The 13606-nt window shown below is 70.9% G+C and carries 13 protein-coding genes; 5 read left to right on the top strand and 8 right to left on the bottom strand.

The features are described from left to right. The 6 genes from ACFULQ_RS45630 to ACFULQ_RS45605 all read right to left on the bottom strand — a co-directional run. On the bottom strand, nt 1-542 hold a 542-nt coding region (locus ACFULQ_RS45630), incomplete at its 3' end, for a hypothetical protein (protein ID WP_383556707.1). Continuing rightward, a complete protein-coding gene (locus ACFULQ_RS45625; RefSeq protein ID WP_383556704.1) occupies nt 529-2085 on the bottom strand; it encodes a substrate-binding domain-containing protein in 1557 nt (518 codons plus the stop codon). The genes ACFULQ_RS45630 and ACFULQ_RS45625, both read right to left, overlap by 14 nt. Next, a complete protein-coding gene (locus tag ACFULQ_RS45620) occupies nt 2082-3254 on the bottom strand; it encodes a toxic anion resistance protein (RefSeq protein ID WP_383556700.1) in 1173 nt (390 codons plus the stop codon). The genes ACFULQ_RS45625 and ACFULQ_RS45620 overlap by 4 nt, the downstream gene beginning before the upstream one ends. A 16-nt stretch (nt 3255-3270) precedes the next feature. After that, nucleotides 3271-4335: a hypothetical protein gene (locus ACFULQ_RS45615; protein WP_383556698.1), complete on the bottom strand. Its 1065-nt coding sequence runs from the start codon at nt 4333-4335 to the stop codon at nt 3271-3273. 187 nt (nt 4336-4522) lie between these two features. Continuing rightward, on the bottom strand, nt 4523-4948 hold the full coding sequence (locus ACFULQ_RS45610) for a hypothetical protein (RefSeq protein WP_383556695.1): 426 nt from the start codon (nt 4946-4948) through the stop codon (nt 4523-4525). Nucleotides 4949-5033: 85 nt separating this feature from the next. Beyond that, nucleotides 5034-6245, bottom strand: coding sequence for a pyridoxal phosphate-dependent aminotransferase (locus ACFULQ_RS45605; protein WP_383556693.1), 1212 nt, complete (start codon nt 6243-6245; stop codon nt 5034-5036). A gap of 126 nt (nt 6246-6371) precedes the next feature. Here ACFULQ_RS45605 and ACFULQ_RS45600 point away from each other — a divergent pair, with 126 nt between their 5' ends. Together ACFULQ_RS45600 and ACFULQ_RS45595 are read left to right on the top strand one after the other, a co-directional pair. Then, nucleotides 6372-7061: a hypothetical protein gene (locus ACFULQ_RS45600; protein ID WP_383556691.1), complete on the top strand. Its 690-nt coding sequence runs from the start codon at nt 6372-6374 to the stop codon at nt 7059-7061. Nucleotides 7062-7263: 202 nt separating this feature from the next. Continuing rightward, complete coding sequence (locus tag ACFULQ_RS45595) at nt 7264-8196, top strand: serine protease (RefSeq protein ID WP_383556688.1); 933 nt, start codon at nt 7264-7266, stop codon at nt 8194-8196. A gap of 102 nt (nt 8197-8298) precedes the next feature. Here the strand turns inward: ACFULQ_RS45595 and ACFULQ_RS45590 are convergent, their stop codons facing one another. Beyond that, nucleotides 8299-9882: an amidohydrolase family protein gene (locus tag ACFULQ_RS45590; protein WP_383556686.1), complete on the bottom strand. Its 1584-nt coding sequence runs from the start codon at nt 9880-9882 to the stop codon at nt 8299-8301. Between the two features lie 17 nt (nt 9883-9899). Next, on the bottom strand, nt 9900-11144 hold the full coding sequence (locus ACFULQ_RS45585) for an amino acid deaminase (RefSeq protein WP_383556712.1): 1245 nt from the start codon (nt 11142-11144) through the stop codon (nt 9900-9902). Nucleotides 11145-11344: 200 nt separating this feature from the next. Between ACFULQ_RS45585 and ACFULQ_RS45580 the strand changes: the two genes are divergently transcribed. From ACFULQ_RS45580 to ACFULQ_RS45570, 3 genes are read left to right on the top strand one after another with little or no spacing between them, the layout of a single operon-like run. Further along, nucleotides 11345-12394: a sugar kinase gene (locus ACFULQ_RS45580; RefSeq protein ID WP_383556709.1), complete on the top strand. Its 1050-nt coding sequence runs from the start codon at nt 11345-11347 to the stop codon at nt 12392-12394. Next, nucleotides 12391-13152, top strand: coding sequence for an IclR family transcriptional regulator (locus tag ACFULQ_RS45575; RefSeq protein WP_383556683.1), 762 nt, complete (start codon nt 12391-12393; stop codon nt 13150-13152). Before ACFULQ_RS45580 ends, ACFULQ_RS45575 begins: the two co-directional genes overlap by 4 nt. Continuing rightward, complete coding sequence (locus tag ACFULQ_RS45570; protein ID WP_383556681.1) at nt 13149-13559, top strand: RidA family protein; 411 nt, start codon at nt 13149-13151, stop codon at nt 13557-13559. Before ACFULQ_RS45575 ends, ACFULQ_RS45570 begins: the two co-directional genes overlap by 4 nt. Nucleotides 13560-13606: the final 47 nt, after the last annotated feature.

The following is a 13606-nucleotide window of genomic DNA, read 5'->3' as shown; positions in this document are numbered from 1 at the left end:
TCCGTGTCCCGGAGGGCCGCCGCCAGCTGCTGTGCGTCCTTCTTCATCAGGCCCAGCTGCCGCTCCAGCTGGAGTTCGGGCGATTCCGTGCCCGGGGTCATCCGCGTCCACCACCTGGTCCGCACGAAGCTGTCGACCGCCTCCGGCAGGTCCCGGCGCACGATCCGGGACAGCGCGTGGACGCCCTCCGGGTCGTGGGCCAGCAGTTCCGTGGACCAGGTGCGGTCCAGCAACGCGGCCAGCAGCTCGGTGAGTTCGCGCAGCCGCGCCGCCGCCGTGACCGACAGGTCGATGTCGCTCAGATAGGCGCTCAGCTTCTCGAAGTCGCCCCGCACCGCGTCCAGTTGGGCCGACGGGTCGGGGAAGTCCGGCGGTGCGGGCCGTTCCGGCGGGGCGATCAGGGCGCCCGCGCCGTAGAGTCCGCCCACCACCACGGGCCAGTACGGGCCCGCCGCCCCCGTGAAGGTCAGCACCAGGCCGACCAGCCCGCATGCGCTGCCCGCGATGTTCTTGCGGGACTCCAGGTACCTACTGATAGCCACGGATCTCCTTGAACGCCCCGTCCAGCGAGCCCTGTCGGGCGTCGAAGAGACGGCCGCCGGTCAGGTTGGCGATGTGGGCCAGCTCGGAGCGGTCGGAGTCGCCGAAGAGGATCGGGAAGACGGGGATGTCCCGCCGGTCCCCGCCGAGCCCGGCGTAGAAGGCGTCGAAGTCCCTCGCCCTCGCGCCCGCCGTGTTCTCGCCGTCCGTCATCAGCACGATCGACGTGAACGTGTCGTCATCGGCGCCGAGATGGTCGTACGCCTTCTCCAGCGAGGTGTAGATCGCGGTGTCCCCGTCCGCGGAGAGCGCGGCCGTGTCCGCGCGGATCGCGGCCAGGCCGGTGCCCGGGTCCGACGGCTCGACCACATGCGTCCGTACGTCCTTCACCTTCGACCCGAACGGCATCAGCGTGACCTCCTCGCGCTCGCGGAAGTCGCCGGTGAGCTCGGTGAGGGCCGACTTGAGGCGGTCCAGGCGGTCGCCCTCCATCGAGCCCGAGGTGTCCAGGACGTATACGGTCCGCGACGGGCGGCGCAGTTCGTTCTCGTACGAGTCGAGCAGGCCGTCGGCGACGGAACGGGTGCCCGGGAAGGGGAGTTCGCGGCGGCGGTCGGTGTCGAGGCCGGCGGCCGGCGGTACGGAGGCGACGACCGGACGGCGGTGGGTGCGCTCGGTGATCTCCCGCTGGATCCTCTCCGTCCGCAGGTCCTCCGTCACGCGGCGGATGTCCTCGCGGGTCCGCGCGCTGGTGGACTTCAGGGAGGTGAGCGGGTAGTCGGCGGTGATCACGCCGTCGCGGGGGCGGATCACGGTCAGGCCCGGGATGCCCTTGAGGACGGACTCGTAGTTGAGCAGGGCGTCCACGTCCTCGCGCCGGTCGTAGGCCGCGGCCAGCCAGCCCGAGGAGCCCGAGGTCAGCTTCTGGCCCTTGAAGAACTCCTTCAGCCGGGGCGTGGCCTTGGTGACGTCCCGGTCGGTCAGCGCCGACTGGGCGCCGGAGAGGGCGGAGGCCACCGAGACCAGCGTGGAGAAACCGGAATTGGAGCGGGCCGGGTCCGTCATGCCGTACGTCAGCCTGCCGTCCTGGACGGCCTGTTCGACCTGCGACCAGGTGACGTCCGCGGGGTTCCAGCCGAGCCGGGTGACGGTGGCCCGCTTGACGCCGATCGCGACCGGGCTCGACATGACCGGTGTCTCCGAGACGACCTTCGCCGCGGCTTCGGGCCGCAGCCGCAGGTAGTCGTTCGAGGACAGCCACAGCGCGTCGTAACGGCCGTCGGTCGTGCCCTTCGCGAGCATGTCCACGGCGTCCAGGGTGCCGATGTACGTCGGCCGGACCGTGACGCCGGTGTCCTTCTCGACCTGGGCGAGCACCGGGGCCATGTCGCTGAGCTCGCTGGACGCGAGGACCCGGAGGGTACCCGGCTCGGCGGGGCCGGGGACACCGGGCGTCGGGACGCCTCCCGTACCGTTCTGCTGGGCCGTGCAGGCGGTCAGCAGGCCGAGCGCCGCGAGGCAGCCGGCCAGTGCGCGTCGTCTCATCCGAGCCCCCCGTCCAGGGCACCGCGCGACCGGCTGCGCTCCAAGTACCCGCCGGCCTCCTGGAGTTCGAAGGTGAGCGACTCGACGGTCGCCGCCATCGCCTCGGTCGCCTGGACCTTGTACGAGTCGATCGCGTCGAGGGTCCGGTAGATCTGCTGGAAGGCGAAGCGCAGCGTCTCGGCACCGACCGCCGGGTCGGCGGCGATGCGCTGGATCTCCCCGCTCTGCGTCGCCAGCATCTCGGCGTTGCCCCGGATCAGGTCCTCGGTGGTCCCGCGCAGCGCGTTGACCTGCTCGACGACCTTCTTCTGGGTGTCGAGCGCGGAGGCCAGCATCACGGAGATCCTGAGGGCCGAGACGGTGGTCGTGGCCGCCCGGTCGACGCCCTTGATCAGCTCCTCGTTGTTGCGCCGTACGACGTCCATCGCCAGGTATCCCTGGGCGCAGACGGCGAGTTGGGTGAGCAGGTCCTGGTGCTTCTGCCGGACCGGGAAGAGCACGTCGGCGCGGAGCGAGTCGGCCGCCTGGGGATCCTCCACGGCCGTGATGTGCTGCTCGACGGCGGTGTCCAGGGCCTGCGTCAGCACGACGTACTCCTGGAGCTTGCCCATGGTCTCCCACAGCCGGACCCGCTCGGTCTGCAACGCGGCGTTGTCCCGCCGGAGTTCGTCCTGGCCGCCGCGCAGCGAGCCCACGATCCGGTTCAAGGTGCCCTGTGCGGAGGCGTACTTGGCGACATGGTCGCGCAGCTTGTTGCCGCCGGGCAGCCGGGAGAGGAACTTGCGGCCCTTGGCGGCGGGCAGGTCCCGGGGGTCCAGGTCCTCGACCACGCGCCGCAGTTCGACCAGCGATCCGGCGACCTGCGACTGGGCGTCCCCGCCCTTGTCGGGCAGGCTGCGCACGGTCCGCTCCAGCATCCGGTTGGACTGCGCGGCCGCGGTGCGCATCTCGCCGGCCCCGAGCCCGGTGATCTCACCGACCTTGCCGGCGAACTCGGGCGAGCGGGCGTCGAGCGCCGCGAGCCCCTCGACGTACGCGGAGGCCTTCTCGGCCATGGCCGTGCGCACCGAGTCGTCGACGGGGACGAGCCCGCCGGCCTTCTCCCGCGGCACGGCCGCGACCGCCTCGGGCGGAGTGAGCACGAAGGTGTCCTCGTTCATGGATGTCATCTGCAATGCCCCCCGTTCATCCGCGCGCCCGTCGCGCCAGCTCGTGCAGCACCGCGGAGGTGGGCACGGGCGCCTGGCGGACGCCGGTCAGTTCCTGCTGGAGATAGGTGGTGTCCGAGGCGAACTCGGTGGCCTCGCCCTGCGGCCGGAACCCGTGCCGGACCTCCAGGGCGCGCAACCGGGGGTCGCTCGACAGGAGTGCGGCGAGAGCCCGGCCGTTCTCGGTCAGCGGTACGACCGTGTGGTCGCTGTTGACCGTGGTGTCCGGGTAGAGGACGACCAGGTCGTCGGGGCGCTGCCCGTCCGCGAGCAGCGAGGCGACCTGGGACTCGTAGACGAGGACCAGCGGATTGCCGGCGCCGCTGACGAAGTCCCGGAAGGCCGCGTCCGTGCTGGACTGCTGGGCGCCCTGCACGCTGACGAGCTTGTGCAGCAGGGGAGTTGCCCTGCCGACCTCGGCATCACCGGCGACGACCTTGCCGCCGTTCGCCACGTAGGAGGCGGCGGCGAGGTAGAGGGCGCCGGAGTTCGAGGTCTCCGGATCGGTGCTGGACAGGTAGAGGGTGCCGGTGAGCTCCCCGTACTTCCCGGCCCCCTTGAGCTGCTGCCAGGTGCGGTCGGCACGGGCCGCGTCGAGATAGGCGGCCATCCTGAGGGTGCCGCGGTGTTCCCCGTCCAGCGTGGCCAGGCCGTTGCCCGCGAGGACCTCGGCGGCACTCTTGTGCGCCACGACGACGAGGGGCGAGTAGAAGGGGCGCGGAAGGGTCCCCCGCACCTTGTACTTCGCGGCGAGCTCGGCGGCCGGGGCCTGACTGGACGGGAACGCGAAGTCGTACCCCTTGAGGTCGAGCCCCTCCATGGCCCAGGACCCGGAGGTCTCGGCCTTCACGGTGAAGCCCTTGGCGGCGAGGGCCTTCACCACGTCGGGATCCTCGAAGAACTCCGCCTTCTCCGACCCGATCACTCCACGCACGGTCTTCGTTGCCGTGCTCCTGTCCTCGCTGCTGCGCCCCGCCACGACGGCGACCACCACGCCACCGACCAGCAGCACCGCGAGGACGATTCCTACGATTCGTCTCACACCGGGGAGGGTGCTCCCGGAACGGTAAGTTCCTGGGCAACGAGGGTGAACGGCAGGTGTAGTACCGGTCCCGGATCAACACGGGGTGCTTGTGCAGGGGCGCGGGGAACTGCGCGACAAGCCACGACGAACCCGCACCCGCCCGGCAACAGGAACCCCTACGGCGACCAGGCGCAGGCCCAAGCACTCAACGCGAGGCCAGCTCCCGCCGCTCAGCCAGCGCAGCGCTGTGCGCATCCATCCGCTCCGCCGCCAGGATCGCCGACGCCGTGTCCGCCCGGGACGCCGCCACGAGAAGGGCGCGGCCCGCCACCGCGTGGGCGCGCCGGTGCAGGTCGCTGACGTCGGGGTGCGAGGTGAGCGCGGTCAGGGACGCCCGGGCCGGTGCGCCGGAGCCCCGCAGCCGGGCCACCTGCCCCGCGAGCCGCTCGGCCGCGGTGTCCAGGTCGGCGGACGGCTCCAGCGCACGCAGCTCGTCGGTGACGGCGAGCAGCGCGGCGAGGTGGCCCGCCAGCTGGATGTCCAGCTCTTCCTCACGGGAACGGTGGGGGAAGTCGGTGGGGGCGTCGGCCATCGTGGAGTGGACCGACTTGGTGCGGATCGGCTCGTACATGGGATGGCCTCCTGTGCTGTCAGGAAACCATCCTAGCTTAGATTTCGTCTAAAGTTGAGCGAGCTGAAAAACCGGACCGAATGATCTAGGGCTGCCCGTACCCGTCCAGGAAGTTCCCGATCCGCCCCACCGCGTCCCGCAGATCGCCGACCGTCGGCAGGGTCACCACCCGGAAGTGATCGGGCTCGGGCCAGTTGAAGCCGGAGCCCTGGACGACCATGATCTTCTCCTGGCGCAGCAGGTCGAGCACCATCCGCCGGTCGTCCTTGATCTTGAAGACCTTGGGGTCAAGGCGCGGGAAGAGATACAGCGCCCCCTTCGGCTTCACACAGCTCACGCCGGGGATCTGGGTCAGCAGCTCGTACGCCACGTCCCGCTGCTCCACGAGCCGCCCGCCCGGCAGCACGAGGTCGCTGATCGACTGGCGGCCGCTGAGCGCGGCGACCACTCCGTGCTGTCCCGGCATGTTCGCGCACAGGCGCATGTTCGCCAGGACGGTCAGGCCCTCGATGTAGGAGTCGGCGTGCGCGCGGGGGCCGGAGATCGACATCCAGCCCACCCGGTACCCGGCGACCCGGTACGCCTTCGACATGCCGTTGAAGGTGAGGGTCAGCAGATCGGGGGCGACCGCGGCGGTCGGCGTGTGCGTGGCGCCGTCGTAGAGGATCTTGTCGTAGATCTCGTCCGAGCAGACCAGCAGGTTGTGCCGGCGGGCGATGTCGGTCAGCCCCTTGATCATGGTCTCGTCGTAGACCGCGCCCGTGGGGTTGTTGGGGTTGATGATGACGATCGCCTTGGTGCGGTCGGTGACCTTCCGCTCCACGTCCGCGAGGTCGGGCATCCAGTCGGACTGCTCGTCGCAGCGGTAGTGCACGGCCGTACCGCCGGACAGCGACACGGCGGCCGTCCACAGCGGGTAGTCGGGGGCCGGTACGAGGACCTCGTCGCCGTCGTCCAGCAGGCCCTGCATGGCCATCACGATCAGCTCGGAGACGCCGTTGCCGATGAAGACGTGCTCGACGTCGGTCTCGATGCCGATGGTCTGGTTGTGCATGACGACGGCCCGGCGCGCGGCGAGCAGTCCCTTCGCGTCGCCGTACCCATGGGCCGTCGAGACGTTCCGCAGGACGTCCTCGAGGATCTCCGGGGGTGCCTCGAACCCGAAGGCCGCGGGGTTGCCCGTGTTCAGCTTGAGGATGCGGTGCCCGGCCGCCTCCAGGCGCATCGCCTCCTCGAGAACCGGGCCCCGGATCTCGTAACAGACATTGGCGAGCTTGGTCGACTGGATCACCTGCATGTCTGGGAGCTTACGGCGCGGTAACGCGGGACGGTCCGTGTTTTCCGCCACTTGAGACGTGGCGGTTTGGACTGTTATCGCCGGTAGCTGTCCCACCTGCCTCGTCCGTCCCTACAATCCGACCCCATGTCGAGGCCAGTCGAATACGAGTCCGGGGCGCCGAACGTCTATCAGCCACAGCCCGGACCGGGCCCGGCGTACGAGGAGTACACCGACCCGGCGGTCGCGCACGGCTGGCAGAACGCGTACGACGCGACGGCCGAGCTTCCCGTGATCGGGCCCGGCGACCCGGGCCCCGGCGATCCGGGTTTCGGCGACCCGGGTTTCGACGACCAGGAGTCGAGCGGCTCCGCGGCCGGCGACAAGGAATCCGGCGGCCGGGCCGCCCGGCGGCGGGCCGCTCGCGGCACGGGTGGTCGGCGCTCGCGCCGAGTGGTCGTGGCCGTCGGAGCCGTGGGGGCGGTGGCGCTGATCGCGGGGCTGTCCCTGGCGGGCTCCTCCTCCGGGCCCGAGCGGGGGCCCGGAGACGCCGGCGCCTCGGCCTCCGCGGGGGCGACTGACGCCACGGCCCCGGCGACCTCCATCAGCCCGGCGTCCCCGGGCGCGTCGGCCTCGGGTGGACCGGAGGCCGGGGCCGCCTCCGATGCCGGCACCTCCGCGGCCGCGTCCGGGGGCCCGGCCTCCGCGAGCCCGTCCGCCCAGGCCTCCTCCGACACCTCGCCCACCCCTTCGGCGAGCGCCGCGCCCACCACCGGCGGTCCGGGGAACTCCGGCGGCAAAGGACGCGGACAGGGCGGCTCGAAGCGGCCCAAGTAGCCCTATGAATGGGTAAGTTGATCTCATCCGGCGGTCGGCGGCAGGTTCGCGCCGCCCCGGTTGTGCAGGTGTCGCCCGTCGAGAGGCGCGGGCTCGGCACAGCTTCTTGCCCAAGTGACCACCCTTCTTCACAATGTGCATGACAAACTCACGGGCGGCCGGAAGATTTCCGGTCGCCCAAGTCGCAAGAGGGGACCCCCACATGAGAAAGCCTCTCGTCGCCGCGCTCAGCGCCCTGGCCCTGGCCGGGATCGGCGCGGCACCCGCGGTCGCCGCCGAGCCCGCCGCGGCGGGCGTCGGCAAGATCGCGGACACGGACACCGTCACCTCGGTGGTCCACGACGCGGTCACGTCCGCCACCGCGGGCCTGTCCCAGCTCACCTCACCGTCGCCGTCGCTCAAGGCCGTGACCCTCGCCGGGACCGTCTCGCTCAGCAACTGCTCCGGCTCGGTCATCCGGTTCCCGAACTCCCTGGACACCGACCCCGCGCTGGTGCTCAGCAACGGGCACTGCCTCACCACCGGCTTCCCCGAGCCGGGCGAGGTGCTCACCAACCAGGCGTCCAGCCGCACCTTCGGGCTGCTCAACTCCTCCGGCACCCGCGTCGCCACCCTGCGCGCCAGCAAGCTCGCCTACGGCACGATGACCGACACGGACGTGTCGATCTACCAGCTCACCTCCACGTACGCGTCGATCAAGAGCTCGTACGGCATCTCCGCGCTCACCGTGCAGGACACCCACCCGACCGCCGGGACCGCGATCACCGTGGCCTCCGGCTACTGGAAGCGGCTCTACAGCTGCAACATCGACGGGTTCGCGTACCGGCTGAAGGAGGGCGACTGGACCTGGAAGGACTCGGTCCGCTACACCTCCGCCTGCCAGACCATCGGCGGGACCTCGGGCTCGCCCGTCATCGACCAGGCCACCGGCAAGGTCGTCGCCGTCAACAACACCGGCAACGAGGACGGGGAGCGGTGCACGGAGAACAACCCGTGCGAGGTGGACGCGAGCGGGAACGTGACCGTGCGTGAGGGGATCAACTACGCGCAGGAGATCTACAACATTCCTGCGTGCTTCACGACGGGGAATCAGCTGAACCTGAACGCGAGCGCGTGCACTTTGCCCAAGCCGTAGCGCCTACCGGGGGTGCCTCAAGGGGTTGTGCGGCGGGTGCGGGTCCGTTGTGGCTTGTCGCGCAGTTCCCCGCGCCCCTGGGTGGGTGAGCTGGGCGTTCCGTTACATGGGACTGTTGCGGACCGCCCTGCCCGGCAAGTCTTCTGTTCTGTGGCCGTTCTCGATCACGAACTGGCCGTTCACCATGACGTGGGGGATGCCCACTGGCAGTTGACGTGGGTTCTCGAAGGTCGAACCCGGGGACACCGTGCGTGGGTCGAAGAGGACCAGGTCCGCTCGGTAGCCCTCCTTGATCAGGCCTCGGTCCCGTAGGCGCAGTCTGGAGGCCGGGCGGGAGGTGAGGTGGGCGATGCACTCCTCCAGGGACAGCACTCCCAACTCCCTTACATACGTGCCGAGATACTGCGGGAACGTGCCGTAGGCCCGAGGGTGCGGCTTGGCGCCCTGAAGGATGCCGTCGGAGCCGCCGGTGTGGACCCGGTGCCGCATGATCGTGCGGACGTTGTCCTCGTGGCCGACGTGCTGGAGGATCGACGGGGCCAGCCGGTCCGTGAGGAGCAGGTGGCGGGCGGTGGCCCAGCTGTCGAGACGGCGGCCCACGTACGGCGACAGCGCGGGATCCGTGACCCCCGCGATCTCGATCGTGTCCCACTCCATCGGCACCCCGTGGCAGCCGTCCGAGCCGATCACTTCGAGGTGGTGGCGGATGCGCTCCGAGGTCTCGTCGTCCGCGAGCCGCCTGAGGATCTCCTCGGGACCGCCCTCGCTCGCCCAACTGGGCAGCATCGCCACGAGCGTGGTGCACCCCGGTGTGTAGGGGTAGGTGTCCAGACTGATGTCCGCGCCCGACTCCAGGGCCTTGTCCAGAAGGGCCAGCAGTTCGGGCGCCCGGCCCTCGTTCACGCCGAAGTTCATGGTGGCGTGGGCGAGGTGGAGGGAGCAGCCGGCCTCCCCGGTCAGGGCGACCATCTCCGCGTAGGCCTCCAGGGCCCCCGCTCCGTACGAGCGGTGGTGGGGGCAGTAGTAACCGCCGTACCGCGCCACCACCCGGCACAGCTCGGTGAGTTCGGCGTCCTTGGCGTACATGCCGGGGGTGTAGGTCAGTCCGGAGGACATCCCCACCGCGCCCTGCTCCATCCCCTCCGCGACCAACCGGCGCATACGGTCCAGCTCTTCGGGCGTCGCCTCGCGGTCCTCCCAGCCGACGGCGAGCGCGCGGACCGTGCCCTGCGGGATCAGATAGGCCGCGTTGACGGCGATGCCCCGGTCCAGGCGGTCCAGGTACTCGCCGACCGTGCGCCAGTCGAAGTCGATGTCGTCGCCGTAGCCGTTCCAGCCGGTGATGGCCCGGCGGACCTCCTCCAGCGTGCGGTCGTCGACCGGGGCGTACGACAGCCCGTCCTGGCCCAGGACCTCCAGCGTGACCCCCTGCGCCGCCTTGGCGCTGTGGTCGGGGTCGCGCAGGAGGGCCAGGTCGCTGTGGGCGTGCATGTCGATGAAGCCGGGGGAGAGGACGAGCCCCTCGGCGTCCAGCTCCCGGCGGGCCCTGGGGCGCTGGCAGCCCGCGTCGGCCGCCTCCTTGACGATCGACACGATCCGGCCGCCGTCGACCACCACGTCGGCCCGGTACGCGGGGTCGCCGCTGCCGTCGACGACGTCCACGTCCCTGATGACGAGCTCTTCCATCTCCGGGCTCCCGCGTCTCAGAAGAACGTACGGATGTACTCGACGACCGTGCCGTCCGCCTCCGCGACCGGGATCAGCTGCCACTTGTCGAAGGACGTGCACGGGTGGGAGAGGCCGAGGCCCAGCCAGTCGCCCACCTTCAGGTCCACGTCGGGGGCGGTGGCCAGCCAGGCGTGCTGGTCGGAGAGCGCGGTCACCTCGATGCCGGTGGCCGGGAGCTCGGTGCCGCCCCGCCGCACGACCTGCGCGAAGGGCAGGTCGAGGTCGTAGGCCGCGTCCCGCTTGCCCGCGTTGGTGAAGGCCTGCTCGGGGGAGGGGCGGGAGACGACCTGGGTCCACAGCCGGAACGCGGGCTCCAACGCGCCCTCCTCCGGGATCCGGTTGAAGGGGGTCAGCTTGCGGTAGTGGCCGTCGTCGTGCGAGACGTAGGCGCCGGAGCGCAGCAACTTCAGTACCGGGAGCGAGAGTTCGGGGATCTCGGCGAAGACGTCGGCGACCGCGTCGAACCAGGCGCTGCCACCGGCGCTGACCACGATCTCGTCCAGGCCCGCCGCCACGAACCGCCCCGCCTTGTCGAAGTCGGCGGCCAGGGCCACGAGTCGGCGCAGCCAGGCGTGCACCCGCTCCGGGTCCGCCCGCGGGACCTCGCCCTCGTACCCGGCGACCCCGACCAGCCGTAGCGTCCCGGTGGCGGCGACCGCGTCGGCGACCGCCGCGCACTCCGCCTCCGTACGGACACCGGTGCGGGCGCCCTCACCGGCGGCCAGTTCTACGACGACGTCCACCGGGCGGGCCGCGCCGCGCAGGGCCTCGTCCATCAGCTCGACACCGCGCACGGAGTCGACGTAGCAGATGAACCGGAAGTCCTCGTTCTGCGCGAGTTCCCCGGCGACCCACCGCAGGGCCGCCGGGTCCACGAGTTCGTTGGCGAGGAAGACCCGCTGGACGCCGTACGCCCGCGCGACCCGGACCTGGTGGGGGACGGCCAGGGTGATGCCCCAGGCGCCGTGCTCCAACTGCCGCCGGAAGAGCTGGGGGGCCATGGTCGTCTTGCCGTGCGGGGCGAAGGCGAGGCCGTGGCGGGTGGCGTACGTCTCCATGAGCGCGAGGTTGTGTTCCAGGCGCTCGGCGGAGAGGGCGAGCACTGGGGTGGTGAAGCCGTCGGTGAAGAGGTTACGGCGCTGGGCGGTCAGCTCGGCGACGGTCAGGCCGTCCGCGTCCGGGGGGAGGCCCTTGAAGCGGTGGTCGACACGGTCCTCCATGAGGCGGGCGAGCGCTTCGGTACCGGACACGAGGCCTCCTGATGCGGTGCATTGCCGTATGTGCGTTGCAGTGTGTGCAACGTTCATTGCGTATATCGCTTACTGCTGTCTAACATCCTGGCGAATGCCGGGTCAATGAAGGAGCTACGACCATCGTGAATGCCCCCGACGCCGTGGACGTCGTCGCGCTCGGCGAGTCCATGGTCACGTTCCTGCCCGGACGGCCGGGGCGGCTCGCGGACGTGCCGTCCTTCGACCGGGGGATCGGTGGCGCGGAGTCGAACGTGGCGTGCGGGTTGGCTGCGGCCGGCTTCGCGGTGCGGTGGGTCAGCCGGGTCGGGGTCGACGGGTTCGGGGATCACCTCGTCGAGACGGTCGGGGGGTACGGGGTCGACGTCTCGGCCGTGGGCCGTGATCCTTCGCGGCCGACGGGGGTGTACTTCCGTACGGCGGGGGAGCGGGGCTCGGACGGGCACGAGGTCGCCTACTACCGGGCAGGGTCCGCCGCTTCCGCGATGTCCGTGGCCAACGTGGACCTGTCGGTGGTGCGGGCGGGGCGGGTGCTGCATCTCTCGGGGATCACCGCGGCGTTGTCCTCCGAGTGCCTGGAACTGGTGCGTGAGCTGATGAGTCCCGCGGCGGGGCGTCCGCTCGTCTCCTTCGACGTCAATCACCGGGCCGGGTTGTGGCGGGATGCCGATGGTCCGCGGGTGCTGCTGGAGCTGGCGCGGGGGGCCGACATCGTGTTCGTGGGGGAGGACGAGGCGGAGGAGGCGTGGGGGGTGACGGGGGGACCTCCGGCGATCCGGGCGGTGCTGCCCGAGCCTTCGGTGCTGGTGGTGAAGCAAGGGGGAAGGGGGGCCACCGCATTCGTTTCGGGTGCGGCCGAGAGGGGGCAGATCGCGCCCCGCGGCGGAGCCGCACGTCGATACGGCCCCGCGCCCCTTGAGCCGGTCACCTTCGTGTCTGCCCTGGATGTGGACGTCGTCGCCACCACCGGTGCCGGGGATGCCTTTGCCGCCGGGTTTCTCTCCGCGACTCTTCGGGGCCTTCCTATGAGGGATCGGCTGAGGTACGGCCACCTCTGGGCCGCCGCCGCTCTCACCGCCCCCGGGGACCTCGCTCCACCCCCCTCCCGCGCACACGCCGACCGGCTCGTCGCCGTCGGGGACGACGTGTGGGGGAGACTTCGTCTCGGTCCCGGCTGGACGCAGGCCGCGGCCGCCCCGGAGGAGGTACGCACCCCATGAGTCAGACCGTCGATCGCGCGCTGAGCATCCTGCCGCTGCTCGCCGAGGGGCCCGCCGATCTCGGCCAGGTCGCCGAGCGGCTCGGTGTGCACAAGTCCACCGCGCTGCGGCTCCTGCGCACACTGCACGAGCACGGCATGGTCTACCGCCAGTCCGACCAGCGCTACCGGCTCGGCGCCCGCCTCATCGCCCTCGCCCAGGAGGCGATGGAGAACCTCGACATCCGCGAGATCGCCCACCCCCACCTCGTACGGCTGAACGAGAGCTGTGGTCACACCGTCCACCTCGCCGTGTACGAGGAGGACGAGGTGCTGTACATCGACAAGGTCGAGAGCCGCTACCCCGTGCGGATGTACTCCCGGATCGGCAAGCCCGTCGCCATCACCGTCGCCGCGGTCGCGAAACTGCTGCTCGCCGACCTTCCCGAGGCCGAGCGCCGCGCCCTCGCCGACAAGCTCGAATACCCCCTCTACACGGCCCGTTCGACACCCAGCGCCCCCGCTTTCCTCAAGGAGTTGGAGCGCGTGCGCGAACAGGGCTGGGCCACCGACCTCGGTGGCCACGAGGAGTCCATCAACTGCGTCGCGGCCCCCGTCCGCGGCGCCGACGGCAAGGTCGTCGCCGCGATGTCGGTCTCCGCGCCGAACGTCGTCGTCACCGCCGAGGAACTCCTCGCCCTGCTCCCCCAGGTCCGCCGTACGGCCGATGCCATCAGCGGCGAGTACTCCGGCAGAACAACAGCGAAGGAACCCGTATGACGGACAAGATCGCGCTCACCCCCAAGACCCACACCACCCCGCCCGCGAAGTTCTCCCACGGCGTGCGCAAGGGCAACATCCTCCAGGTGGCCGGACAGGTCGGCTTCCTGCCGGCCGAGGAGGGCAAGCCCCCCACGCCCGCCGGTCCCGGCCTGCGCGAGCAGACGCTCCAGACCCTCGCCAACGTCAAGGCGATCCTGGAGGAGGGCGGCGCCTCCTGGGACGACGTGATGATGATCCGCGTCTATCTGACCGACGTGGACCACTTCGCCGAGATGAACTCGATCTACAACACCTACTTCGAGGAGCAGGGCCTCACCCAGCCTCCGGCCGCGCGCACGACGGTCTACGTCGGTCTGCCCGCGGGCCTGCTCATCGAGATCGACGCGCTCGCCGTCCTCGGCTGACGCACCCCCGACTCCCGCACGCCGCACACGGCACGGCACCTCTGATG

Source organism: Streptomyces sp. NPDC057253 (assembly GCF_042669125.1).
Lineage (GTDB): Bacteria > Actinomycetota > Actinomycetes > Streptomycetales > Streptomycetaceae > Streptomyces.
Note: the sequence above shows the minus strand (reverse complement) of the source record. Positions and strands in the feature narration are given on the sequence as shown.